The organism is Bradyrhizobium barranii subsp. barranii (genome assembly GCF_017565645.3).
In the GTDB taxonomy this organism is placed as follows: domain Bacteria; phylum Pseudomonadota; class Alphaproteobacteria; order Rhizobiales; family Xanthobacteraceae; genus Bradyrhizobium; species Bradyrhizobium barranii.
In genome coordinates, this window is sequence record NZ_CP086136.1 from 9,302,797 (window position 1) to 9,327,228 (window position 24,432).

A 24,432-nucleotide genomic window follows, 5' to 3' on the forward strand; every position below is an offset into this window, starting at 1 on the left:
CCCTACTCTGCGGCCTGTCGCATATCAGATGGCTCGGACATCAACATATCTTCGATGCGTCCTTGACAGCAGCCACCGGTCGCATTGGTATGCTCTCGGACCGCTGCGACGCTCCTCAAGCCGTGCACGGAGATTGCGTCCTCAATCGTGCCCAGATCAACCCTGTTACACACGCAGATATTCCTCGCGCGGCGCGCTGTTTCGGCGAGGACCGGATCGCCGGCGATCGCGGCCATGGACGATTGCATCTGCTCCCGCGCTTTGGCCAAAGCCTCCCATGGCGCTGGCCGACGTAGCTGCTCCCACATCGGGCTTGAGAGCGAATTATCGATCTCCTCCACCAGCTTGACTATTCCGGCATAGCCCATATAGGCGTGGCAACGCTCCTGGTTGATATCGACCCATGGCACCGCCGCCTTCAGCGCGACAAATTGCGACTTGCCGCCCGATAGCATGATGTCCGCTTCTGCGTCCTTCAACATCTTGTACATTTCGCGCGCAGTCATGTCGTCGATCATGTGGGCATCCTGCCCCATGAGCTCCTTGATGCGCTCCTTGTCTTCCATGGTCGATTTCTTCACACTGGTTCCGACTAATTCCAGCCCGGCTTCCTGGAGCGCCGAGACGACCGACCATGACTTGACACCGCCGGTCATTAACAAGGCCCTTTTGCCTTCGAGTCGCGGCTTGTACGGCTGGATGGCAGCCCACGCCCGCGCTTCCTCGCGCGCGATCACCGCTTCGGTGCGCCCGAGCAGATCTGCCGGGGCGCCGCGCTCAACCAATAAGCGGGCGATCTGGCGTAGCGATTCGCTTGAATCCTGAATACCGTAGAACGACCCCTCGAAGAATGGGATCCCGTAACGTTGCTCCATCTTGCGTGCCACGTTGATCATGGATTTTGAGCACACCAACATTGCCGCCCGCGCGCGATGAGATGAAGCGACTTCGCGGTATTTGCCATCGCCCGAAATGCAGCAGAGAATTCGCACTCCAAGCTCGTCTAACAATGGCTTCACCTGCCAGAGCTCTCCTGAAAGGTTGTATTCTCCGATCAGATTGATGTCGTACGGCGTGGTGTAGTCCGGTTCTCGCGTGCCGATCACGTAGTCGAGCAAGGCTTCGCCCGCGAGCTTGTTACCGAGGTTTTTCGAACCGGCGAAGCCCGGAGAATTGATCGGGATCACCGGTTTTGAGAATCTTCGCGACGCTGCCTTGCAGACTGCATTGATGTCATCGCCGATCATCGCCGGGATGCAGGTTTGATAGACGAAGATTGCGGGCGGATCGCACTTGTCGATGATCTCCTTGATCGCTTTGCACAGCCGCTTCTCGCCTCCGAATACAATATCGGTTTCGCTCAAATCGGTTGTGAAAGCGGTGCGCCACAAATCCGAGCCGGACGACGCCGCGCCGCGATTGTCCCAGGAATTACCTTCGCACGCGATCGGGCCATGTACCAAGTGAGCGACATCGGTGAACGGCTGCAGCGCAACCTTCGCGCCGTCGAAAGCACAGCCACCCGCAGCGCTACCCGGCTGCAACTGTCTGGTACAGCCGTTCCTGCGTTCCGCCTCAGACTTACTGCCATTCTTGGCGCAGCCCGGCTCGTCGAAGATATCCTGGACCGTGGCCGCCAGTGAACTCATCCTGCTTCCTCTCAGGGCAACAAATTGTAAACTCAACCATTATGTGCTCGTGCCATCGTCCAGTCCTGGACGATGGCACGTGTAGTTGCTCATCAACGAATGATGTCGAAGCTGTAGTCGGTTTTGCCAAGAATGTTGGTCTTGTTGTCGATCTCGTCGAAGATCTTGTCCAGGATCTTGACCAGCACATTCAGACCGCCCTGATAGCCCCATATGGGGGAGCGGTGATGGTGATGCCGGTCGAAAATCGGAAAGCCGATGCGGATCAGTGGCGTTGCGGTATCACGCTCCAGATACTTCCCATAGGTGTTGCCAATCAGAAAATCGACCGGCTCGGTGAACAAGAGTGAACGCATGTGCCAGAGATCCCGCCCCGGATAGACTTGGCAGCCCTGTCCAAATGGCGAGCTTGCAAGCAGCGCCTGCATTTTCTCCTGCCACGCTTTGTTGCCATTGGTGGACAGCACATGGGTCGGTTCGGCGCCGAGTTCGAGCAGAAACGCAGCCAATCCATAGCAAAGATCCGGATCGCCATAGATCGCGAACTTTTTGCCATGAACATGAGCGCTTGAGTCGGCAATGGCATCAACCAAGCGGCCACGTTCTCGCGCGAGTTGCTCCGGAATCTCCTTGCCGCTGATGCGTGACAGCGCGACGATAAAGTCATCCGTTGCTGATAAGCCTACCGGGTAGTTGAAGGATAGAACGTCCTGGCCATGCTCTGCCGCAAATGACAGCGTTTTTTCCGTGCACCATTGCTGCATGGAGATGGTCGCCTTGGCGTGAATCGCGTTCGCCGCATCCTTCAGCGTCGTACCACCGTCATACATCCGGAATTCGCCGTCTGTCGGAGTGTCGAACACTTCAGAATTGTCGGCGAGAACTGTGTGCTGGATGCCCATCAATTCCAAGATGCGCTTAATCTCGCGAAGGTTCCCGACGGTATATCCATCGAACCCGCCAATGATGTTGATCGCTCCATTCGGTTTGCGCTCCAGCTTCGGCGCTGTTCCGGCCTTGCCGTCCCAAAAATGCTCCAGAATGCCTTTGAGGGCATTGTCGTAGCCGGTGACGTGACTGCCAACGAATGCGGGCGTGTGGGCGAACGGCACGTCGAAGTCTGCCGGAACCGAGCCCTTTTCTTTCGACGTCTTGATGAAGGCGTTCAGGTCATCGCCGATCACTTCGGCCATGCAGGTTGTGGAAACCGCAATCATCTTGGGCTTGTACATCTTGTAGCTGTTCGCGAGCCCGTCGGTCATGTTGTTCAGACCGCCGAATACGGCAGCATCTTCCGTCATTGATGAAGAGACACAGGAGCTAGGCTCCTTGAAGTGCCGCGACAAATGACTGCGGTAATAGGCCACACAGCCTTGGCTGCCGTGGACGAAGGGCAGCGTGCGCTCAAAGCCGACAGAGGCGAATACGGCGCCAAGCGGCTGACACGCCTTCGCCGGATTTACCGCCAGCGCCTCCCGCGCGAAGTTTTTTTCGCGATATTCGGCCGTTTTGGTCCATTCCTTGATACGTTCGACCTCGGCAGGATCGCGCGGATTCTCGAATATCTTCTTCTTCGCCAGCATTTGCTGGTATTCTGGACCGCGGAACAGTTCGACATGATCGAGCACGTGTTCGGCACTCTGCGGCATCGGTGAAATCCTTCACTATCAGATTGGAATCGCCCGGGCTTTCCCGGAGAGCGAGACGAGTTGCGTTATTCTGCAGCCTGGAGCTTGGCGCTCGGCGCTTCCTTCCAGGGAGCTTTCGTTCTTTTCCAAATTGGCGAGTTGACGGCCATGTCCATGTCGCGCGCGAAGATCGCAAAGCCGTCATAACCGTGATATGGACCCGAATAGTCCCACGAATGCATCTGCCGGAACGGCACACTCATCTTTTGGAAAACGTACTTTTCCTTGATGCCTGAGCCGACAAGATCAGGCTGGAGTTTTTCGACGAAGCGCTCGAACTCATAGCCATTGACGTCATCATAGATGAGGGTGCTGTCTTTCACGTAGTGCTGAGCTGTGCGCTGATAGTCGTCGTTGTGACCGAACTCGTAGCCAGTGCCAATGACGTCCATCCCGAGGTCCTCGTACGCGCCAATCACATGACGCGGACGAAGGCCGCCGACGTACAGCATCACCGTCTTGCCCTCGAGGCGCGGGCGATATTTTGCAATCACGGCGTCCACCAGCGGCTGATACTTCTCGATCACTCGCTCGGCGCCTTCCTTGATCTTGTCGTCAAAATAACCCGCAATCCTGCGCAGTGAGTCCGCGATCTTTGAAGGTCCGAAGAAGTTGTACTCGCACCAAGGGATGCCGAACTTCTCTTCCATGTGGCGTGAGATATAGTTCATGGAACGGTAGCAATGCAGAATGTTGAGCTTTGCCTTCGGCGTTGCTTCGAGCTCGGCCAGTGAACCGTCGCCGGACCACTGCGCGATTACCCGTAGTCCCATCTCTTCAAGCAGAATTCGCGATGACCAAGCATCGCCGCCGATATTGTAGTCTCCGATGATCGCAACATCGTATGGTGTCGGCTCGAACTTTGGTTTGCCCTCGGCCTCGATATGCCCGAAAATCCAATCGCGTACCGCATCGTTTGCAATGTGATGGCCTAGTGACTGCGACACACCCCGAAAGCCCTCACAACGGACCGGCACGATGGTCTTGCCTCCATATTCTTTGGATTTCGCCCTTGACACCGCCTCGATATCGTCACCGATCAACCCTACCGGGCACTCTGATTGTATCGTAATGCCGTTGTTGAGTGGAAACAGCTCTTGGATTTCATCAAGGATTTTGTCCAGTTTCTTGTCGCCGCCAAATACGATATCCTTTTCCTGGAAGTCGGAGGTGAACTGCAGAGTCACGAAGCTATCGATGCCCGTGGTGCCAACGTAATAGTTGCGCCGCGAGCCCCATGAATATTGGCCGCAGCCAACCGGGCCATGGCTGATATGAACCATGTCCTTGATTGGTCCCCAGACCACCCCCTTCGACCCTGCATAGGCGCACCCTCTTATCGTCATCACGCCGGGTATGGATTTGATGTTGGACTTCACCCCGCAGTCCGACTTACCTGCTTGGTGCACGTTGAGGTGCTTGGCACGCCTTTTCGCGGTTTTCTCCGGATAGACCTTCAGCACCTCCTCGATCAGCTCTTTGTTGCGAGCCCTGATTTCTGCGACGCTGTTGGTCGTGGCGAGACTCATCTGGTGTCCTTTAAAAGGTTAGCTGTTGGGAGGGCGGCTTCTTGATCCAAGACTTTGCAACCGGCATGCCAGGGTCTCATGAGCACTAAAACTAGAACAACAACAGTTTCTTAGCGCGACTTGTACGGTGACGGGCTGTTGTTGCGAATCCGACATCTCGCCTTTGCGAGGGACTCTTGGTTTGGCGGTGTTCGAAATGGAACAAGGCGGCCGCGCGTGAAATTCACGGCGGAGTTTTTGAGTTTATGCGCGACAGCAACGCTCTGCGGTGTAAGGCGGAAGCAGGCCGCAAGTCTGGCTTCCAATCCTTCATACTTATTGAAACCTACAGGTGCTCACCTGCGATGTAATGACGTGCGCGATCTCGCGCTCTAGATCTCAAGGCGAGCTACCTCGACGCCACGTGAACTTCTTAGGCTCGTTAGATCACACGAGCATCGTCGCGCCTTGATAAGGGGCACGCACGATCACATCGATGTCTTCGCGTGCGTTGTACATGCCGAGGGACACAGAGCTGGCCCCGCAAATTCGGACAGTAGCTTGAGTGGATTTTCTGCCTGACAGCGGCGAGGATTCTTGCTGCGAATCAGGAGCGAAGATGACGAAGAAGAGCCGCCGGACGCATTCTCCGGCATTCAAGGCGAAGGTTGCTTTGGCTGCGGTCAAAGGCGACAAGACACTGGCGGAGCTGGCGCAACTGTTTGATGTTCATCCGAACCAGATCACGATCTGGAAAAACCAGCTCCTGGAAGGCGCCGCCGGCGTGTTTGGGCATGACAAGACATCGGCCGAGACGCCGGTCGATTTGAAGGCGTTACATGCCAAGATCGGCGAGCTGGCGTTGGAAAACGATTTTTTGTCCGGCGCGCTCACCAAGGCGGGCCTGCTGAGCGCAAAGCGATGATCGACCGCGATCATGATCTTTCTATCGTGCGCCAGGCGAAGGTCCTGAAGCTGGCTCGCAGCACGGTCTACTATGAACCTCGGCCAGTTTCGGCCGAGGACCTTGCCTTGATGCGTCGGCTCGATGAGCTGCATCTCGATTATCCCTTCGCGGGAGCGCGTATGCTGCGATCGTTGCTGCGGCGGGAGGGCGTATACGCCGGTCGCCGCCACATCGCGACGCTGATGAAGCGCATGGGGATCGAGGCGGTCTATCGTCGCCCGAACACGAGCAAGCCGGCTCCGGGTCACAAGATCTACCCGTACCTGTTGCGCGGATTGAAGATCGAGCGGCCCGACCATGCGTGGGCAATGGACATCACCTACATTCCGATGCGGCGTGGCTTCGTCTATCTCGCGGCGGTCGTCGATGTGTTCAGCCGACGGGTCCTGGCCCATCGCGTCTCGATCACAATGGAGGCGGCCTTCTGCGTCGAAGCGGTCCAGGAGGCGTTGGCGAAGCACGGCAGGCCCGAGATTTTCAACACGGATCAGGGCAGCCAGTTCACCAGCCTCGAGTTCACCGATGTGCTGCTGGACGCGAAGATCGCCATCAGCATGGACGGCAAGGGCGCCTGGCGCGACAACGTGTTTGTCGAGCGGCTCTGGCGCACGGTCAAATACGAAGAAGTATATCTCCGCGCCTACGACAGCGTGTCCGAGGCGCGAGCGTCAATTGCCAAGTATCTGGCCTTCTACAATCAGGGACGCCCTCACTCGAGCCTTGACGGGCGCACGCCCGACGAGGCTTACTTCGGCACGCAAGCTATGGTGATGGCCGCATGACCGTCGCCGACGGTTTTGTCGTCGCTCTGGTCGGGCTACGCCCTCCCGACGCAACGACAAAACCGTAAAGCCCCGCGTTCAGCATAACCCGGCAGGAATCCACTTAAATCCAGCGGGGCGCTGTCCAAACAACCGGGGCCAGCTCTAGTATTGATTAGGAGTGCGGAACGAAGCAGAGGATCACCGGACGAACGCCTGCCTCAACCGCCGCCAGGATAGGGAGACGATGTACCTTCCGGTCCCATTGAGTGGAGCCGACAAGATGCGCCGCGGGCGACCTGATACTTGCCCGGACAGCTCCATGATGTCGCGACACATCGATCATAGCCGCGGCAGGCGGCCTTAAGGATCTCGGATCGTTCCCTAATGCTGGAGAAGGTGGTTTACCTGATCGCTGACGGCCGTGACACCGATCATGCGCAAACCACAGGATCGAGATCAGATTGTCATGTTCGTTGTAGGATTTGCGACACCGTATCGGGTCGGCGACCTGCGTTATCGAAATTTCTTCAGATGAATCAAGCTCAAGATGTCTGGCACAAGACTTGATAGCAAGAAACTGTTCCGCACCTTTTGCTTATGGAATAGCGCTGATGGCCTACAAGATAATCGCATCCCAATGCACGGTCTGCGGTGCGTGCGAGTTCGAGTGTCCCAATGCCGCGATTAGCCTGAAGAACGACATCTATGTGATCAATCCGTCCCAGTGTACCCAATGTGAGGGGCATTCTGACGCGCCAAAGTGCGCCGTGGTTTGCCCCGTGCCAGATACTTGCGTGCCCGCATAGGAGCGGCAGCCGATGAGAGGGGCTCCTGCACGAAGCATGATGAAGATAATATCCAAAACAGCCGCCTTTGCGACCCGTCTCCCGTTTTCCTCGCTCGCTAGCCCCGTGTTCGAAGAGAGCTGGCCCCGGTTGTTTGGACAGCGCCCCGCTGGATTTAAGTGGATTCCTGCCGGGTTATGCTGAACGCGGGGCTTTACGGTTTTGTCGTTGCGTCGGGAGGGCGTAGCCCGACCAGAGCGACGACAAAACCGTCGGCGACGGTCATGCGGCCATCACCATAGCTTGCGTGCCGAAGTAAGCCTCGTCGGGCGTGCGCCCGTCAAGGCTCGAGTGAGGGCGTCCCTGATTGTAGAAGGCCAGATACTTGGCAATTGACGCTCGCGCCTCGGACACGCTGTCGTAGGCGCGGAGATATACTTCTTCGTATTTGACCGTGCGCCAGAGCCGCTCGACAAACACGTTGTCGCGCCAGGCGCCCTTGCCGTCCATGCTGATGGCGATCTTCGCGTCCAGCAGCACATCGGTGAACTCGAGGCTGGTGAACTGGCTGCCCTGATCCGTGTTGAAAATCTCGGGCCTGCCGTGCTTCGCCAACGCCTCCTGGACCGCTTCGACGCAGAAGGCCGCCTCCATTGTGATCGAGACGCGATGGGCCAGGACCCGTCGGCTGAACACATCGACGACCGCCGCGAGATAGACGAAGCCACGCCGCATCGGAATGTAGGTGATGTCCATTGCCCACGCATGGTCGGGCCGCTCGATCTTCAATCCGCGCAACAGGTACGGGTAGATCTTGTGACCCGGAGCCGGCTTGCTCGTGTTCGGGCGACGATAGACCGCCTCGATCCCCATGCGCTTCATCAGCGTCGCGATGTGGCGGCGACCGGCGTATACGCCCTCCCGCCGCAGCAACGATCGCAGCATACGCGCTCCCGCGAAGGGATAATCGAGATGCAGCTCATCGAGCCGACGCATCAAGGCAAGGTCCTCGGCCGAAACTGGCCGAGGTTCATAGTAGACCGTGCTGCGAGCCAGCTTCAGGACCTTCGCCTGGCGCACGATAGAAAGATCATGATCGCGGTCGATCATCGCTTTGCGCTCAGCAGGCCCGCCTTGGTGAGCGCGCCGGACAAAAAATCGTTTTCCAACGCCAGCTCGCCGATCTTGGCATGTAACGCCTTCAAATCGACCGGCGTCTCGGCCGATGTCTTGTCATGCCCAAACACGCCGGCGGCGCCTTCCAGGAGCTGGTTTTTCCAGATCGTGATCTGGTTCGGATGAACATCAAACAGTTGCGCCAGCTCCGCCAGTGTCTTGTCGCCTTTGACCGCAGCCAAAGCAACCTTCGCCTTGAATGCCGGAGAATGCGTCCGGCGGCTCTTCTTCGTCATCTTCGCTCCTGATTCGCAGCAAGAATCCTCGCCGCTGTCAGGCAGAAAATCCACTCAAGCTACTGTCCGAATTTGCGGGGCCAGCTCTGACAGCACGCCGCCCTCGATCGTCCAGCCGGCTTCCAGAATCGTAGTACCCCGCACCAGCGCTTCGAGCTTCAACGCTGCTTCGCCGTCATAGCTCTGCAGATTCGCAATACCTAGCAGCGCCGCTGCCGCGTCGAACAACCGTCCCGCACTGGTCGTGGTGGTCCCGCCCGGCTGATCGAGCAAGTCCGACAGACAGCCGGCTTGCCGCTGCGCGGCAAAGCGCTGCCCGATTTCGTTACCCCGGCCGAGCCCGTGTAATACTGCGCTGGCCATGCGCCACGGCTCGCGGGCTGCACGATCTCCACCCGGTATCTGCAGGGGCGCTAAGTGCCCGATGCGCTGGGACGACGTCTCTTCGCACAACAATAATTCGCCACCCCAGTTACCGCCGTCGGAGCCAAAGCCATGGCCATCGAGCACCAGGGCAAGCGCAGGTCCCGCATGGCCGTGCTCAGCGATTACTGCGGCAGCGTGTGCATGGTGATGCTGAACCGCGACTAGCGCGCGAGCATTTGCTTCCGCAAACCGGGTAGAAGCCATATCGGGATGCAAATCATGGGCGACGGCGACAGGCTCCACGCCGAGGCTCGATGTGAGGTGCCGGATCGTCTTCTCGAACGCACGGATGCTTTCGGCCGTATTTAGATCGCCAATATGCTGAGAGACGAACGCTTGGTCGTCCCGCGTGATGGTGACGGTCGACTTCAGTATCCCGCCGACGGCGAGCACGGGCGGGACAGACCTTGCAAGCCGAATTGGCTCGGGAACATAGCCGCGAGCACGACGGATGAATTGGTCCCGGCCAGCGGCCACCGAAACCACGGAATCATCAGCGCACGCCAAGATATCGCGATCATGGGTCACGACCAGGTCGGCGACCCCCTTGAGCTGTCTCAACGCCTCCACGTTATCGATCAGCAGGGGTTCGCCGTAGAGATTTGCACTGGTGACAACGATGACCGGGCCAGCCTCTCCACGCGCCTCCGTCGAGCGAAACGCATGGAAGATGAGGTGATGCAGCGGTGCTACGGGTAGCATGACACCCACTCGCGCTAATCCAGGAGCTATGGCGGGCGCCAAATTATTTCGCGATGACAGGAGGACGATAGGACGTGCTGTGGATTCGAGCAGCGCAAGCTCGGCCGGGTCCATCTCCGCGACCTCGCTAACGCGCTCGATGGAATCGACCATAACTGCGCACGGCTTCTGAATGCGGTGCTTTCTCCTGCGCAAACGCTGCACGGCGTCCTGATTACGTGCATCGCAAAGAAGTTGGTATCCGCCCACCCCCTTTACCGCCACGATCTGCCCCCCGCGATTGCCGCGGCGATGGCGCTGATCCCGTGGCTAAGCCGAGGGCCGCATGCCGGCCAAGCGATCGCTTCGGCGTGAAACCTGCGGCTTGCCGGATCAGCGTAGTCGGCCGCGCACGTGGCGCACAACCTAAAAGCCCTCATCACAGTGTTGCGACGGTCGTACGGAAGCCGCTCAGCGATGGTGTAACGCGGGCCGCAATGGCAGCAACTTATGAAGGGATATAGGTAGTGCCGATTTTCTGGATCGAATAACTCGCTGAGGCATTGCTGGCAGACGGCGGCATCAGCGACGATCTGCGTTGACAGCTTGCCGGCCTCACTCGTACCGATCGAAAAGTCCTTCGCCGCGAGCGCTGCAGTCTCCCCAACGCAAATATGGTCTATGCGTGCCAATGGAGGCGCCTCAAGCGGCAACGCGGCAATAAACTCAGACGTACGGTGCCCCTCGACCTCGATGAGAACGCCCTCGGGACCATTGATGACAAATCCCGCCAATCCGTACCGCATGGCTAGTCCATAGACGTAGGGACGAAAGCCAACCCCTTGCACTGCTCCACTCACGCGCACGCGCAGTCGCTTTCGATCGCAGGTGGCTGCGGCGCTCATCGCCTTGCGTCCTCTAAGGCGCGCCTCTGACGGCGCGCCTGCCTGTTGATCCAGGCGTAGAGCGCGCCAAAGCCCTCGCCAGTACGAGCCGAAACGACAAGCACGTCAATCTTTGGGTTGACCCGTCTGGCATACTCGATGGTCTTTTCCAAATCGAATTCAAGCAGCGGCGCCAGATCGATCTTGTTAATCACCACGAGGGATGAAGCAGCAAACATATCAGGACATTTGAGGGGCTTGTCTTCACCTTCCGTAATCGAGAACACCACGATCTTGCAGGCCTCGCCAAGATCGAAGGCAGCGGGACAGATCAGATTACCGACGTTCTCGATGAAGAGAATGCCGCCTGAAAGCAGGGGCAAGCGGCGATAAGCTCCGCCGATCATTGCAGCATCGAGATGACAATTCTTGCCGGTATTGATTTGAACGGCTGGCACGCCGACAGCCTGAATACGTTCAGCGTCGTTCGAGGTCTGCTGGTCGCCTTCGATGACACCGACCGGGCGGCTGCGCTTGAGCTCGGACGCGGCACGGACCAGCAGCGTCGTTTTACCTGCACCGGGACTGGATAAAAGATTAAACACGAGAACGTCATCGGCAAGGAAGAGGGCCCGGTTGACCGCCGCAATCCCATTATTCTTGCCCAGGATATCGCGCTCGATCTCGATGACCTGCTTTCCGCTCATGCCCCCGACCCTTGAATCAGCCGAGCCGGCGCCGCCGCTCGGAAGCGGCTGTATGCCATGTGCCTGATGGTGGGCCGGCCGGCGAAGAGGAGAATGGCCATCGCAAGAGTCCCGCACATGGTCATTGTATCGCTCGTGGCTCTTCGCATCATTTGTCCTCGAGTGTTTGGTCGTCGGTGTACCTTCCGTGCAGCCGCAAACGGTACACATCAATCGATCTCCAGCGCTTTCACGCGCATCTGTTCGCCCGCGGTTACCTGCAACTGATAACTGCCGCAGCAAGGACAGCAATCACCCCGGCGTGCAATTTCAACGCTCTTCGAACAGCTCATGCACCAGGCAACGCCCGGTAGTTCAACGATATTAAGCGCGGCGCCTTCGGCAACGGTCCGCATTGCAGCGACAGCAAAGCAGAACCTGATCGCTTCAGGCGCGGCATGACTCAGCGTTCCCAATTCCAAACAGACGCTCCGCACCCGCGAAGAGGATCGCTCCCGTACCTTCTCCTCGACGATCTGAATGATCCCCATGCAAATGGCCATTTCATGCATCGTGAAATTCACGAAAATTGAGAGTGAACCCGACGCACGGATCCAGCGACGCAATCACCGCGTGGACTGCATCACAGCGCCGCGGAGCTGTCAGCACGGCGCCCTGCAGGTTCCGTACAAGCGGTCCGCGCTTATGGAAATTCCACTCCGTCGGCGCCAGGAATTCGAAGCGAGATATCCGGCCGTGAGCGTCAAGCTCAACAGCGTGGTAGAGACGTCCCCTGGCGCATTCGACCGCGGCCGCTGCACGACCGGGCCCAAGCTTATATCTTTCGATAATCCCATGCTCTGCGGTATCCGGCTGAGCGCCGGCCTCAAGCCAGGCACATAGCCCGGACGATTTCAACTATTCTGGCCATCAGCCGCTCGGCCGCACCGAAGGGTCTCAGCAAGAACCGATCCCGGGTCATTTGGCGCGCCCAAGGACCCGTCTCGGGCACATGTCCTTCCAGATCCGGACAATCGCAAAACGTCGAATCATCCCCGAGCAATCGCTTCGCGATGTTGAAGTCGTCAGCAGCGGACAGGAACGAGTATGCTGCCGGAGCCGACTTCAAGCCGGCCTCATGAAGCGCCGCGACGCGAAGCGACAGTGGGCTGCCGGACCTGAGCGCGCGTCCCTCATTCGGTACGCCCAGCGCGGCCAGCGCCGCCGCGATCCGCGCTGTTGCTTCCCGTTGAGGGGGGGGCACGAGGCTCGCTGGGCGGAGCGAACAAGCGCTGACAATTCCGACATCAGGGAGCGGATTGCTGCCGCACTGGCGACCTCTAGCGTGAGATGTCCGGCAAATAGGCCCCGTGCCAAATCCATGATGCGCTCGGTAACGATCAGCGCAATACGATGCTGTTTTTTTTGCGAGGGTGATCACTTCGTCGCGCGCCGTTTCGATCGCGGTCAACAGTGCGGTTTGCTGCGCAGCGGCACATAACGCGAAGAGCCGCGGCACTGCGTTGAGCAGTGACGAGGCCTGCTTTCCGGCGAATATCCGACCCAGCGGCGGCCGGACTCGCGGCTGGATCTCGACCGAGGCGACTACGTCGGCAGCTAGCAATACGCGGACATGGATTTTGTTGCTTGCAGTGAGGTTCATGCGCAATGCTGCCCCCTCCCCCCGCGCAAGCTATGATCCATCCGAAGGCGCCGTCTGTGGGATCGCAACTGATGTCGAGTGCCCGAGCGCATCATGTGAAGTACGCCTCGAGAATTTCCTGCACGCGTCCGGCAGAGTCCTGGAAATCCTCGTCGGCAGCCAACGCAACAATCGGCACGCCCCCGACCTCCACCGTATCAAGGATGATGTTGTCCGTAGAATTGAAGAACTGCACGGACCAAACATTCCTAGTCCCGGTCGCCTGCACTCTGCAGGCACCGTAGCCCCGCAACATGAGTTGGACGGGTCCGTTGCCCAAGCTTTGCTGCAGGAATGTCAAGTCGACAACGCTCATTGGCAGTAACGTCAGATTGATGACATGCGCATTCATGCAAAATTGCCAGACGCTGGCCCGCTCGCGTATTTCGGCCAGCACCGGTTGAACGTTCATCGCGCCATCCGGCGGCGTGTCAATCAGAAGTTCGGTTGATGTCAGGTCAGTTGCGGCACGCCGGACAATCTGCGGAATCGCTCCAACCTCGACATATTCGTGCGCCGGTTCGGTTCCGATGCGCACGCGCCAGATTCCGGCATGCACGGACTCCCGGATTTGTGCCAAACTGCCGTCCGGCAACGCAACCACCCGGTCACCTCGCCTTCCCCGAGCAATTCGTCAATCAGCTTGCGCTCGGCATCGCTGAAATTTGCGAGTCCGTACAATTGTGTCGGATCACCGCTTCTCTGACCCCCAACAGCAGCAGCGACATTTGACATTAGCAGGGCAGCGTTCGGATACTTCCTTGCACGTTCGTCGCAAACCCGCCAAACGCGATTGACAAGCGCACTTGTCGCGCCGCGATAGAATACATCGAGAGTTCCAGAACCTGTGGTAAAGCCGCTCGCCGCGCAGCCGGCGCCGCCAGATACAACGGGGATCGCTGCTTTCACGATGCGATGTTCCATTGTCTGTGTCGAGGGGTATTGCACTTGCCGGCGCCGGTGCTGCCGGCGAGTGCCCAAAGGATCGGTGAGGAGATGCGGTTGATCGTGAGCAAACGATCCGGTCTCTTGCCGATCAGGCAGAGTATATTGTTCCTCGGGGATAGGCGCGGCGTCGACAGTCTACGCTGGCCGGGCCGGCCGGTCAGTGTGCCACCAGGGCCGCGCGAGGGTGCTTCACTGATCCGCAGAATATGTAGGGGATCAGCCGCCGGCAGCGGCATCAAGGTCGCCTTCCTGGGAACGTGCGCGACCAGGCGCGCATCGGCGCTAACGCCCTCCACGTCGTCGGACGGAGCGGGCCGTGTCAGAGCATGCTGAGCCGGCTGCAACTTCATCACACTCCTCTCTGATCATGATCGGTTCTGCCAGCATGGCGGTTAGCAAGGCGCATGCCAATCATCTCTAGGTGCGCGAGTCGCGTTCGACCCAACGGCGTAGCGCCTGACGTTGTCCAAGCCGATGGTCCTGCGACTGGAATCCGGTCTATGAAGAACCCCAGCCGGTGCAAGGGAGCGGAAGCGCTAGCGTAGGTGCTCCGGCAATTGCGGCTCGTGACCGATCAAGTCCGCAAAGAAGCGATCGCAGCTCTGACCGTTGAGGCTGGCCTCAAGCCCGTCAAGTGCTTTGCAGATCAGCCTTGCTTCGTTTTCGTCCAGGAGCCGCACTGCGCTGTCGATATGAACGAGCACCTTGGCGCCGGCCCGTACATCAGCGAGCAGCACGACGGAGATGCGCCGCTGCTCATTGCCATACTCGCATAACGCGGTGACACCGTCGGTCTCGACAATCGTCATTGGCAAGCCAAGGCACATGATCAGCCGCAGGCCGCTAGATCGGCTCTGCCTTTCATTTCATAATTCGCATGGTCAATATTGTTCGCCAACAGCCGTTCTGATGCAGGCAGCGGCGCACTCCGCGGTTTTGCCGGCGAGTCCCACTGCTCTAGGAGCTTACAGGCCAGTCTAATCGCGGGGGCAATCTGAAAGCGCACCGGCGCGGTCAGCGGACCGCCCCAATTCTCCAGATCCATCGGCTGGCAGCCGATAAGAGCGAGCTCTCGCGGGCGGCGGCCAAGCAAATCGGCCGCGCTCAAGACCTCCTGGAAGCCCATCTGATGCAGGCTCACCTTCTTGGCCCCCGTGAATTTTGGCACTTCGTCATCTCGTACAAGCTCCAACTGCCCGGGCAGCAATCCATAGTCGATGGCGTCGAACACGATCAGGCAGTCGGCCCCCTCAAGAAAACTAACGAGGTAGAGCCCCTGGGTGCCGCCATCGAGAACGGTGACGTATCATCGACCGCGTAGCTACGATGAAACTCCTCGACCGCACGCACACCGAATCCCTCATCGGCCCACAGAATATTGCCAATGCCGAGCACCAAAATCCGCTTTTTCTCTGTTCAATTGAGCATCCGCTTCCCAGTCAATCGCCAAACCAATGCTCACCTACTTGATAGAAGGGAAGCTGCGGCGCGACACGACGTCGTCCCAGAGCACCGCGTAGATGTGGACCAGCGCGAACATCACGATCACCCACAGGCCGAGATGATGCCAGGTGTGAAAGTCCTGGCTGTTCGGCCAGAGTGAAAACACCCAGCCGAACACCTTGTACTGCCAGCTGTCAGTACCGGCACCTTGCCCGTAAAGTGCAAAGCCGGTGACGACCATGAACGTGATCGTCTGCGTAAACATGAAGAACATTGCTAGCTGAGCAAGGCGGTTGTGCCCGAGGCCCCTTTCAGGCTCAACCGCAAGGAACGAATACCGGCGAATCTCGTGGTGCAACTCCCGCCAAAAGCACCGGCGCCAAAGCGGCACGCAAAAGATCTGCATGGCGTGCGCGTTTCCCATCAAGGCCCAGTAGATACGCAGAAGAAAGCCGGCGCTGAGTACATATCCCGCCGAGAAATGAGCAAAGCGGATATAGCCGAATAGAAAACCGCCGCTTGCCATTCCCCATATCGCCGGTGTCCCGGTTCCAATAAGATAGCCCGTTAAACTCAGTACCAGAATCGCGGCTGCATTAGCCCAATGCCAGAGTCGCACCAGCGCATAAATGTGGGCGGTGCCCCCACGGATGCTGCGACCAGCCAGTGCCGCATCGGCGGCGGCAAGAAACTTCTGAGCCCTGTTCCGCATGGGCCTAACGAACTCTAATTGAGGCCATTTCTTGACCCTCATGACTCATCACGTGCGTCGAGCAAGCCAAGCACGGATCAAAGGAGTGGATGGTGCGCAAAATCTCCAACGGGCGCTGCGGATCGGCCATCGGAGTGCCGATCAGCGAAGCTTCAAAAGCGCCAATATTGCCGCTTGAATCACGAGGAGATCCGTTCCATGTCGTCGGCACGACACATTGATAGTTGTCAATCTTAGCGTCCTTGATCGTAATCCAGTGCCCGAGCGCACCGCGAGGCGCCTCAGTGAACCCGTAGCCTTTGGCTTCCTTGCGCCAGGTTTCCGGCCTCCACCTGCTGATATCGGCAGTTGCCGTGTTGCCCGCCTTGATGTTGATTACCAGCTTATCCTGGAAATGGCGCATCTGATGCGCCGCCCATTGGCATTCGAGCGCCCGCGCCGCAGTACGGCCAAGGGTCGAGAACAGCGCAGTCACGGGAAGATTGAGCCCCTTGAGCAGTCTCTCGGCGGGCTCCTTGAACTCGGCTTTGCCTTGCGCATAACCGATAATGTATCGGGCCAACGGCCCAACCTCCACGGCGCGGCCGCGCCATCGCGGCGCTTTGATCCAGGAATATTTGCCGCCTTCGTCGAGTTCTTTAATATCTGTCTTGCTGCCTTTGAGTTTTGGCCCAAGTTCAAAACTCGGCTCGGTGATACCATCCCAGGGATGCAGTCCGCAGCAATGGCCGGGGTATTTATACCATGAATGCGCGACGAATTCCTGGATCTGTTCGGGATCACCATGATCGATCGGCAATATCTCCTTGAGATTGCCATCAAGAATGACCCCGCGCGGCAGCTTGAAACTCTCGCCGGAACAGTCATTGGCCTTTTCGGGGATATCGCCATAGGACATCACGCTTTTGCTCGAAAGACCGCCGCCGTGGAGCCAGTCCTTATAGTACGAAAAGATCGCGGCAATGTCGGGCAGATAGACCTGCTCGACAAACTCGATCGAACGGTCGATGATGGAGGATATAATGTTCAGTCGCTCCATGCCGATTGCGCCCACCGCTCCGATTCCGTCGATGTTGATCGCGCACGGCACGCCGCCCACCAGCCAATTTGGATGCGGGTTCTTGCCGCCATAAATCGCTTGGGTTTTGACGATCTCCTTCTGGAAGTCGAGTGCTTCAAGATAATGAGCTACCGCTATCAGGTTCGCTTCCGGTGGCAGTTTGTAGGCCGGATGCCCCCAATAGCCATTCTTGAACGGACCGAGTTGCCCTGATCCGAAGAATTTGCCGAGCCGGATCTGTAGATCCTTGAAATAGCCAGGGGATGACAGCGGCCAGGGCGAGATAGATTGCGCCAGTGTAGAGGTCGACTTGGGATCGGCCTTGAGGGCGGAGACCACGTCGACCCAATCCAACGAATGGAGGTGATAGAAATGTACGAGGTGATCATGCACGAGCAGGCACAGCTGCATGATGTTGCGGATCGCAATTTGCATTCTCCGGAATCGTAATTCCTAGTGCATTTTCAACCGCGCGCACGGAGGTGAGCGCATGGGTACCGGTGCAGACCCCGCAAATCCGCTCGGTGAACGCCCATGCGTCGCGCGGATCGCGCCCACGCAGGATGACTTCGATGCCACGCCAAATCGTCCCGCTTGAGACTGCATTGCGGATCACATTGTCGGAATCGAGATTAGCTTCGATGCGCAGGTGGCCTTCGATGCGAGTCAGCGGATCGATAACGATTCGCTTGCCGGAACGATCGAGATTGAACCCATTCGGCGTCTGGACGGCCACCGTCGTTACCTCCTCAACTCGGCTTGCCTTTGTGGGCAGGGCGATCCGGCCGGTGCCTCAACCGCTTCGCGGCGGTGACCGCCGCGTGGGCAGCGACCGCTAGCCCCACCACGCCGGCAGCGGCCATGCCGATCTCGTCGGCGTTCTGCTCGATGCCGAACTGCTTGATGGTCGTGAGTCGGTCGTAAAATGACCCTTTATCCCAGAAGCCATCTTCGGAGCAGCCGAGACAGCCGTGGCCGGATTGAATGGGAAATGAAACGCCGCCGTTCCACCGAAGGGCCGAACAGGCGTTGTAGGTGGTTGGCCCCTTGCAGCCCAACTTGTACAAGCAATAGCCCTTGCGTGCGTTGGTGTCGTCCCACTCTTCGACGAATTGACCAGCGTCGAAATGGGACCGCCGGTAGCACTTATCGTGAATGCGCTCGGAATAAAACATACTTGGACGCCCTTGGTGATCAAGCTTTGGAAGCTTTCCGAACGTGGTAATGAAAGTCACGAGGCCGCTCATGACCTCTGCGATCGGCGGGCCCCCGGGCACCTTGATGATGGGCCTGTTGGTGATCACCTTATCGATCGGCACCGCGCGAGTCGGATTTGGCTTGGCCGCCTGCACGCATCCCCAGGACGCACACGTGCCCCAAGCGACGATCGCCATGGACTCTTCCGCCATCGACGTGAGCTTTTCAACGAACGGCTTGCCGCCGTCAATGCAGAACATGCCACCCTCGTTCAAGGGCGGGTTACCTTCAACGGCAAGCACATATCCGCCTTTGTACCTGGCACGGGTTTCCTCCAGGATGGCCTCAGCCTGGTGTCCTGCCGCCGCCATGATCATATGGTCATAGTCGAGCGAAATCATCGACAGCAGCGCGTCCTTGATCAAGGGATGAGCCGAGCGGATAAAGCTTTCCGAGCAGCAGGTACACTCAAGCCCGTGCAGCCAGATGACGGGCACTCGCGGTTTGGTTTCCAGGGCGTGCGCAATACTGCTTGCACCAAGCCCCAAGCTCGCGGCCGTGAAACTGCAGAATTTAAGGAAACTGCGACGCGTGATACCCTGTCGTCTGATCACGCCGTAGAAGGTTTCCGTTGCATCACCCATGAAACCTTCCAAGCGAGTTGTCGCCAGCGTTACGATTGGTGATGTTCGGCAAGAAACAAGCCAGCAGAGCGAAACACCTGAAAGATAACAAGCCACCGCTTTAAGATTTTCGGCTTGTCGAATCCGGCCAGCGTCCCAGAAGCTAGGCCATTGATCTGCTACGCTATTGGTGTCCAGTTTTCGACGTCGATGTGAGCACTTTAACAAATCAAGCCGATCGTTCACCGCTGAAGGGAACTACGCTCCTGCAGGCGGCACTCATGATGCCGATTGTTGAATAGAATTGGTTCAGTCGACGGGCACCACATTGCCCGGCCTCAATCAGACTTGCCGATCGCTGACCAACGGTGCGTTAAAGCGCTCATAATCGAACCTAATGCAGGCAGCACGTACCAACGCGGTTGCCGAGCAAGGAACAGAGCCCGCAAGGGACTGAGAATGTGGTGCGCACGTTGGCTTGACTTTAGGTCTGATTTGATCCGATCTGCCCCTGGTTCCAAGGGGCTCGTCGCCTACGGGGCTGTGCGCGGCGACAGGCTGGACGTTTAGAGCGATCGCCCTGGCAAACCTAAGATGATTCGTTGCCTCGCCCGGTACAATGTCTGTCGATGATGGCTAAGGTGAAGATTGTCGCAAATGCGAACATCACCATACCAGCGGCAACCACACTTCCTCGTGCCAGCGCGGCTCTTGGACGTAGTCCACGACATAGGCCGACAACACCTTGGTGCGTCCAGGAATATTTCCGCCGATCATCATCACGACGCCGAATGTGCCTATCGTGTGAGAAAATCCAAGCACGGCCGCTTTAACGAGCTCCAGTCGCGCCAGCGGTGCGATGATAGCAACGAAGCCATACAATGGCGAAACACGCCCTGTCATTTCCAACGGGTGATCGCCAACCGCAAGAAAGGCGTTACGTATCGGCTGCACGACCAATGGCAGCGCCGAGAGCACCGATCCGACCACGATCCCGACGAAGGTAAGAGCGAGCGTGCGCTCGCCCCAGAAAGAGGCGAGAACGCCGCCGGGTCCGTCGGGGCCGAGCAGAACGAGTACGCAAAAGCCGAGAGCCGCTGGGGGTAGTACCAGCGGAAGGGCAATTAGCGCAGCGACAGCCTCGCTCAGAAAAGTCTTTGAACGCGCCAGCCACCAGGCGAGGGGCACACCAATCACGAGGAGGATCACGGTCGTCACGCTAGCGAGCTCTATCGTGAGCGCAATGGATTGCGAGATCTCTGACGAATCAAAATCCATGTGCGTCAGCCCGCCAACGAGCGCAGGTCGCCGTATCGCGATAGTGATTGCCTGCACGTCGGGCTGCCCAGCGATGTGGTGCGAATAGCCATTTGTTCGTGCGGCAGCTCGCTCTGTCCCCCAAATTTACGCGCACCGTTTCTGCGAGCAAGAGCAGCATCGCAAGGCTCATCGGCAACTCCTGTGACAAGTCCGCTTCGTCCCACCCGACGGCGGCAGCTTCTCATTTGTCATCAGCAATTCGAGTGCCACGTGCGAACAGCGGCGGCGCTATGCTTATGTGAAAGCACTTTGCGTAGACGCCGACGTCACCGTGGAGTGGACCTAACGCTTTGTCAGGTTTCTGGCATCTTTGTTTCCAAGCGGACAGCAACAGCCGCCCAACGAAAACGGCAGACTCGACTCGAGAAATGCCTGTTTGGTTTGTCGGCGGCTCAAATCCCGTGCTCGCAGGGCCGGTAGCTGAACCGATCGCAAGAAGCCTGCCGGTCGGCAGCTACGCAAACGAAGTAGCTGAAAACTCGTCGTAAGGCTGGTTCGGCGACGCGGCAAAGGCGCGAGGGGCCGCGAGCGACGGCCGCTCCCCTGACCGGCTTAGCTTGCACATCGTCAGCACAGGCGTGGAGACAAACGCCGCGTCATCGACGAGATTGGCCGCTTGCGGAAAAACGCAGTCATCCATCAGAGGTCCTACCCGGGCAACGCAGCTCCTAGCCAGACTTCCATTCGGTAAATGCGTTCAATCCAAAATAGCAATTTTACCAACTGCACGTACTGCTGCACGATCTCAACACTCCAGCATTCCGCTAATGCGCGCTACGCTGCAGCCTAATGTTCGACCTTGCGAACACGGCTAAGAGCACTCAAGCCGATGCCACCGAAGGGAGGCCATTGTCCGCGACTTTTTAGTCCGCCGCAGTTTGGGATTTGGTGCATATCTTGCTTAGCGAGAAAGGACAACGCAACTAAACGCCTGCCTTTGGAAAGACGCGCCGGCTCTCGGACGCGTCTTCAATCGCGCAAGGCTATAATGATTAGTCTCGTATGACACTGTCGCCTCTCACCGAGCCGCGGCACACATTCGAGTATATTCGGGAAGGAAGCGTCATGACCACCATGGCAACCGCGGCGCCTGTGCGCGCGTCGCAAGCTTGGTATAAGATACTCTACGTCCAGGTGCTGATCGCAATCCTAATTGGCGCCATGGTTGGCTGCCTATGGCCGTCTGTCGCCACAAACGACTGGGTCAAGGCGCTCGGTGATGGGTTCATCAAGCTCATCAAGATGGTGATCGCGCCCATTATTTTCTGCACCGTCACGTCTGGCATTGCGCATATTCAAGATGCCAAGAAAGTCGGGTGCGTCGGCGTCAAGGCGCTGTTCTATTTCGAGATCGTCTCCAGCTTTGCCTTGCTGTTGGGCCTTGCCATGGGCAATCTGGTCCGGATTGGCCATGGCCTTGCGGTCAAACCGGATGCTGCGGCGGTCGCCAATTACGTCAAGCAGGCGGAAGCCTCGAAAACCGTCGACTTTATTCTCAACATCATTCCCGATAGCGTGGTCGGCGCCTTCGCTCGCGGCGATGTTCTGCAGGTTCTCCTGTTCGCGATCCTTTTTGGCTTCTCGCTGATGGCGTTGGGAAAGCGTGGCGAGCGTCTGCGCGGCATGATTGACGACGTCGCGCACGCGGTGTTCGGGGTAATAGCTATTGTAATGAAAGCGGCCCCGATCGGCGCCTTCGGCGCCATGGCTTTCACAGTCGGCAAGTTCGGGCCCGCAGCACTCGGCAATCTGATCGGTCTGATCGCGCTGTTTTACGTGACTGCTGCCCTATTCGTAGTAGTCGTGCTTGGTCTGATCGCCCGCCTCGTCGGCTTTTCAATCTTCAAGTTCCTTATCTATATTAAAGACGAGCTTCTGATCGTGCTCGGTACTTCATCCTCCGAAAGCGCGCTCCCTCAATTGATGGAGAAGCTCGAGCGGCTGGGCTGCTCCAAGCCGGTGGTCGGGCTGGTGGTGCCGACTGGCTACTCCTTCAACCTTGACGGCACCAATATCTATATGACACTTGCAACATTGTTCATTGCCCAGGCACTCGGTGTCGATCTCAGCTTTGGCCAGCAGCTCACGATCCTGCTAGTAGCAATGCTAACTTCGAAGGGAGCAAGCGGCGTCACCGGCGCAGGCTTTATCACGCTCGCTGCGACATTATCGGTAGTAAACCCAGCTCTGGTGCCGGGCATGGCAATCGTGTTTTCTATCGACAAGTTCATGAGCGAGGTGCGCGCCCTCACCAACATCATCGGCAATGGCATCGCGGCTGTGTTCGTATCCTGGTGGGAAAGCGAGCTCGATCACGTGACGCTGCAGACTCGGCTCAACAAGTCCACCGCTTCCACTACTATCGACACTACAAGCACATGAGGTAGGTCCCGGATCTGAACAGCCGCCATTCGGACACGAATACTCCCCCTGCGCTCTCCGGCGCACAGCATTATTCCGCGCCGCAGCCAGGGCAGCTGCCCCTGAGAGGCTAGTACCCGGAATCAGAGCTGAGTGATACGGCGGCCTTTGAAACGGCGTTGACGGACCTTTTTCTTGGTCCAGACGAAGGGCTCGGCTCTGTCGTTGTATGCGTTGACGTAGGCATCGATGTGTTCCTGAAGCTGCTTGAGGCTCGTGAAGGAGGTGCCGCTGAGCGACTGCCCCTGCAAGATGGAAAACCATACTTCGACCTGATTGAGCCATGACGCACTTGTCGGCGTGAAATGAAATTGCACGTTGGGGTGGGCCTTGAGCCAGTCCTCGTTCTTTTTATGGGTGTTGAGGTTGTCGAGGATGACGTGAAGCTTGCGGTTCGGAAAAGTCGCGGTGACGCTGTTCATGAAATCGAGAAACTCGACGCGGCGCCGGCGTTTTGAATGGGTCGCGATGATCTTTCCGGTGGCGACTTCGAGCGCCGCAAACAATGTTGTGGTGCCATGCCGCTTGTAATCGTGGCTTTGGCCGGTCAAGGCGCGGCCATTGGGCAACTTCAGATAACCCTGCGCTCGCTCCAAAGCCTGGATCGAGGGCTTCTCGTCCACGCACAGCACAATGGCCTTCGCCGGCGGCGCGACATAGAGGCCGACAACATCGGCGGCTTTGGCCGTAAAGTTCGGGTCGTTGCTCTCGCACCAGGACTTGCGAGCCACCAGGTCAATCTTGTGGCTGCGCAGGAACCGCCAGACATATTGGACATCGACATCGCCCAGCGCCTCGGCCAGCAGGGGGCCGGTCCAGCGCGCAAACCCTTGCGGTGGCGGCTTATCCAGCAGCTTCAGAATCCGCTTGTCGGTCGTCTTCGTATAGATCGGCTGCTTGCCAGGCCGCGGCTTGTCTTGCAGCCCTTCAAGGCCATGGTCGGCATAGCGATGCCGCCAAAGGCTGACAATCCGCGGCTGGACCCCAACTTCCTTGGCGATCGACCGGGTGCTGCGCCCATCCGCCGCCAACAGAACTATCCGCGCCCGCTTCAAATCGCGCTGCAACGTCACCGGTGAGCGACAGCACGCCTCAAGCACCTTGCGATCTTTCCTCGAAAGGTGGACTTCTCTTGCTTCGGGTATCATCCCGACCTTGAATCACGACTCACGTTCCAAGAAAAGTGGGTACTAGCGAGAAAAGAGGCAGGAGCTTTTTCAGGGTTTCGCTTTCGCACTCAAGGGCTACCGGCCATCTGAACGCTTGTGCAACATTTTTGCCAAGCCGATGACGGGACTGACGGACTAGGTATTGGTCCGCCTACGAAGATCCATATGCACGTCGCTCCACTTGCCTCACGCGATTAAGGACGACGTAGGGATCCTGCGGACGCAGCTTGTCGTTCTCGTTACGATGCGCGCTGCGTTAGCAGAGCATGGTGGGTGTGATCAGCGTGAATGGCACTCGACAAAGCCGTGGCGAGTCATACGAGGCTGCCCTGCGTTCTGCGACGCCGCTCGCTTCCAGCGGAACCAGTTTTTCGCAGCTAAAGCGCG

Annotated in this window: 17 protein-coding genes and 3 pseudogenes; 3 read left to right on the forward strand and 17 right to left on the reverse strand. The window is 58.2% G+C overall.

Going from position 1 to position 24,432, the window contains the following annotated elements; translation table 11 throughout:
- Positions 1-2: 2 nt before the first annotated feature.
- From nifE to nifD, 3 genes are all read right to left on the reverse strand, one after another.
- The gene (gene nifE, locus J4G43_RS45145) at positions 3-1,649 is read right to left on the reverse strand and encodes a nitrogenase iron-molybdenum cofactor biosynthesis protein NifE (protein WP_208088703.1); all 1,647 of its coding nucleotides are present in this window, start codon (positions 1,647-1,649) and stop codon (positions 3-5) included.
- Between the two features lie 92 nt (positions 1,650-1,741).
- Positions 1,742-3,298 carry a nitrogenase molybdenum-iron protein subunit beta gene (nifK, locus tag J4G43_RS45150; RefSeq protein WP_011084553.1) on the reverse strand — a complete coding sequence of 519 codons (1,557 nt, stop codon included), beginning with the start codon at positions 3,296-3,298 and terminating at the stop codon, positions 1,742-1,744.
- Between the two features lie 65 nt (positions 3,299-3,363).
- A complete protein-coding gene (nifD, locus tag J4G43_RS45155) occupies positions 3,364-4,866 on the reverse strand; it encodes a nitrogenase molybdenum-iron protein alpha chain (RefSeq protein WP_011084552.1) in 1,503 nt (500 codons plus the stop codon).
- A 598-nt stretch (positions 4,867-5,464) separates the two neighbouring features.
- Here nifD and J4G43_RS45160 point away from each other — a divergent pair.
- Together J4G43_RS45160 and J4G43_RS45165 are read left to right on the forward strand one after the other, a co-directional pair.
- Positions 5,465-6,594 (forward strand): IS3-like element ISRj2 family transposase gene (locus J4G43_RS45160; protein WP_129557670.1). Its coding sequence is split into 2 segments (ribosomal slippage): positions 5,465-5,717 and positions 5,717-6,594, totalling 1,131 coding nucleotides; the frame shifts between segments, so codons are not numbered across the junction.
- Positions 6,595-7,187: 593 nt separating this feature from the next.
- Positions 7,188-7,382 carry a 4Fe-4S binding protein gene (locus J4G43_RS45165; protein ID WP_011084548.1) on the forward strand — a complete coding sequence of 65 codons (195 nt, stop codon included), beginning with the start codon at positions 7,188-7,190 and terminating at the stop codon, positions 7,380-7,382.
- 261 nt (positions 7,383-7,643) lie between these two features.
- On the opposite strand, the gene J4G43_RS45170 is transcribed toward J4G43_RS45165, so the two are convergent.
- The 13 genes and pseudogenes from J4G43_RS45170 to J4G43_RS45230 form a co-directional block, all read right to left on the reverse strand.
- Positions 7,644-8,773, reverse strand: a protein-coding gene (locus J4G43_RS45170; RefSeq protein WP_129557670.1) for an IS3-like element ISRj2 family transposase whose coding sequence is annotated in 2 segments (ribosomal slippage) — positions 7,644-8,521 and positions 8,521-8,773 — 1,131 coding nt in all. Because the reading frame shifts where the segments join, the coding sequence is not laid out codon by codon here.
- Between the two features lie 87 nt (positions 8,774-8,860).
- Positions 8,861-10,785, reverse strand: a pseudogene (hypF, locus tag J4G43_RS45175) (carbamoyltransferase HypF); the annotation flags it as partial.
- Positions 10,782-11,681: a hydrogenase nickel incorporation protein HypB gene (hypB, locus tag J4G43_RS45180; protein WP_208088706.1), complete on the reverse strand. Its 900-nt coding sequence runs from the start codon at positions 11,679-11,681 to the stop codon at positions 10,782-10,784. The pseudogene hypF and the gene hypB, both read right to left, overlap by 4 nt.
- Positions 11,681-12,022, reverse strand: coding sequence for a hydrogenase maturation nickel metallochaperone HypA (gene hypA, locus J4G43_RS45185; RefSeq protein WP_011084541.1), 342 nt, complete (start codon positions 12,020-12,022; stop codon positions 11,681-11,683). The genes hypB and hypA overlap by 1 nt, the downstream gene beginning before the upstream one ends.
- The gene (locus J4G43_RS45190) at positions 12,015-12,368 is read right to left on the reverse strand and encodes a nickel-dependent hydrogenase large subunit (protein WP_014497978.1); all 354 of its coding nucleotides are present in this window, start codon (positions 12,366-12,368) and stop codon (positions 12,015-12,017) included. The genes hypA and J4G43_RS45190 overlap by 8 nt, the downstream gene beginning before the upstream one ends.
- Complete coding sequence (locus J4G43_RS45195; protein WP_225005516.1) at positions 12,337-13,113, reverse strand: hypothetical protein; 777 nt, start codon at positions 13,111-13,113, stop codon at positions 12,337-12,339. The genes J4G43_RS45190 and J4G43_RS45195 overlap by 32 nt, the downstream gene beginning before the upstream one ends.
- A 91-nt stretch (positions 13,114-13,204) precedes the next feature.
- A complete protein-coding gene (locus tag J4G43_RS45200) occupies positions 13,205-13,756 on the reverse strand; it encodes a hydrogenase expression/formation protein (protein ID WP_011084538.1) in 552 nt (183 codons plus the stop codon).
- 880 nt (positions 13,757-14,636) lie between these two features.
- Positions 14,637-14,927 carry a HypC/HybG/HupF family hydrogenase formation chaperone gene (locus J4G43_RS45205; protein ID WP_011084536.1) on the reverse strand — a complete coding sequence of 97 codons (291 nt, stop codon included), beginning with the start codon at positions 14,925-14,927 and terminating at the stop codon, positions 14,637-14,639.
- 2 nt (positions 14,928-14,929) lie between these two features.
- Positions 14,930-15,501, reverse strand: a pseudogene (locus J4G43_RS45210) (HyaD/HybD family hydrogenase maturation endopeptidase).
- A gap of 61 nt (positions 15,502-15,562) precedes the next feature.
- Positions 15,563-16,297 (reverse strand): Ni/Fe-hydrogenase, b-type cytochrome subunit, encoded by a 735-nt coding sequence (cybH, locus tag J4G43_RS45215; RefSeq protein WP_011084533.1) that lies wholly within the window; start codon positions 16,295-16,297, stop codon positions 15,563-15,565.
- Positions 16,260-18,051, reverse strand: a pseudogene (locus J4G43_RS45220) (nickel-dependent hydrogenase large subunit). Before J4G43_RS45220 ends, cybH begins: the two are co-directional and overlap by 38 nt.
- 13 nt (positions 18,052-18,064) lie before the next feature.
- A complete protein-coding gene (locus J4G43_RS45225) occupies positions 18,065-19,156 on the reverse strand; it encodes a hydrogenase small subunit (protein ID WP_208088708.1) in 1,092 nt (363 codons plus the stop codon).
- A 645-nt stretch (positions 19,157-19,801) separates the two neighbouring features.
- Positions 19,802-20,413, reverse strand: coding sequence for a molybdate ABC transporter permease subunit (locus J4G43_RS45230; RefSeq protein ID WP_011084530.1), 612 nt, complete (start codon positions 20,411-20,413; stop codon positions 19,802-19,804).
- A 1,107-nt stretch (positions 20,414-21,520) separates the two neighbouring features.
- On the opposite strand from J4G43_RS45230, the gene dctA reads away from it, so the two are divergent.
- Positions 21,521-22,837 (forward strand): C4-dicarboxylate transporter DctA, encoded by a 1,317-nt coding sequence (dctA, locus tag J4G43_RS45235; RefSeq protein WP_011084529.1) that lies wholly within the window; start codon positions 21,521-21,523, stop codon positions 22,835-22,837.
- 122 nt (positions 22,838-22,959) lie between these two features.
- Here the strand turns inward: dctA and J4G43_RS45240 are convergent, their stop codons facing one another.
- Positions 22,960-24,024: an IS630-like element ISRj1 family transposase gene (locus J4G43_RS45240; RefSeq protein ID WP_011084514.1), complete on the reverse strand. Its 1,065-nt coding sequence runs from the start codon at positions 24,022-24,024 to the stop codon at positions 22,960-22,962.
- Between the last annotated feature and the right edge of the window lie 408 nt (positions 24,025-24,432).